Origin of the sequence: Rhodanobacter sp. Root627 (genome assembly GCF_001427835.1) — a bacterium.
GTDB lineage: Bacteria > Pseudomonadota > Gammaproteobacteria > Xanthomonadales > Rhodanobacteraceae > Rhodanobacter > Rhodanobacter ginsenosidimutans.
In genome coordinates this window covers 1-1069 of sequence record NZ_LMGW01000006.1, presented here as the reverse complement: position 1 = coordinate 1069, position 1069 = coordinate 1, and the positions used below count along the sequence as shown (strand labels likewise).

Annotated in this window: 1 protein-coding gene and 1 pseudogene; both read left to right on the top strand. The window is 61.3% G+C overall.

The annotated features are described in order from the left end of the window. Positions 1-241, top strand: a pseudogene (locus tag ASD68_RS17070) (chemotaxis protein); the annotation flags it as partial. Between the two features lie 67 nt (positions 242-308). Beyond that, positions 309-1069, top strand: a 761-nt coding sequence (locus tag ASD68_RS16385; protein ID WP_200945434.1) for a cache domain-containing protein, incomplete at its 3' end; no start/stop codon positions are given.

Here is a 1069-nt window from a genome sequence, read left to right as displayed (position 1 = left end):
CACCCAGCAGAACGCGGCCCTGGTGGAGGAAGCCTCCGCCGCCGCCCGCGCGATGCAGGAGCAGGCCAACGAATTGCGCCAGCAGATGACGTTCTTCCGGGTGGACAAAACCGAGCGGACGACACCTGAGGCAGCTCCGCCCAAGCGTGTGGCGGAAACCGCGGTACCACCGCGACGCCAGGTGGCGGCCCGCCCTGATGTGATGCGGCCGGCCATGGCCGGCGAGTGGACAGAATTTTGATGTGCGCGTTGCCGAGCGTTGTCGCTCGCCGCACCTGACTTTTTTTCATCATCTTTGGATTTACAACATGTTTTCGTTGAAACGTTGGTCGTTCAATCGCATGAGCCTCAATGCACGGGTGGCTCTGGTGGTTGTCGTGGTGATCGCGGGGCTGGTTGGCCTTACCGTGATGAATGCCTTCGAGAGCCGTACGCGGCAGATGGAAGGCCTGGAGCGCACCTTGCGCAGCGAGATCGAATCGGCCATCTCGGTGGCTACGGCTTACGACAAGCGGGCAGCCGCCGGCGAGTTCAGCGCTGCCGAAGCCAAGCGTCTGGCATTGCGGCAGATCGAGGACATGCAGTGGGACGAAGGCACCGGCTACATTTTTGCCTTCGATACCGGCCTGACCATGCGCATGCATCCGCTGAAGAAAAAGCTGGTCGGCCAGAGCATTGCCAAGGAAACCGATGCCAAGGGCAAGCCGCACTATCGCCTGATGGTGGAAGGCAACCTGAAGAACGGGCACACCCTGATCCGCTATACCCAGATCATGCCGGACGGCAGCGGCAAGGACAAAATCACCTACAGCCAGTTGTTCAAGCCGTGGGACCTCAATTTCTCGGCCGGCGCCTATTTCGACGATATCGATGCGCAGTTCCAGCACTCGTTGATGATGAACCTGGCCAAGGCGGGCCTGGTGGCCTTGCTGGTGATCCTGCTGGTGTGGCTGTCGATGCGCAGCATCCGGCAGAGCATCGGTGGCGAGCCGGATTTCGCGGTGAAGATGGCCTCGCGCATCGCCGATGGCGACCTGGTCATCGACGATGAAAGGACCTTCGCCAGCGG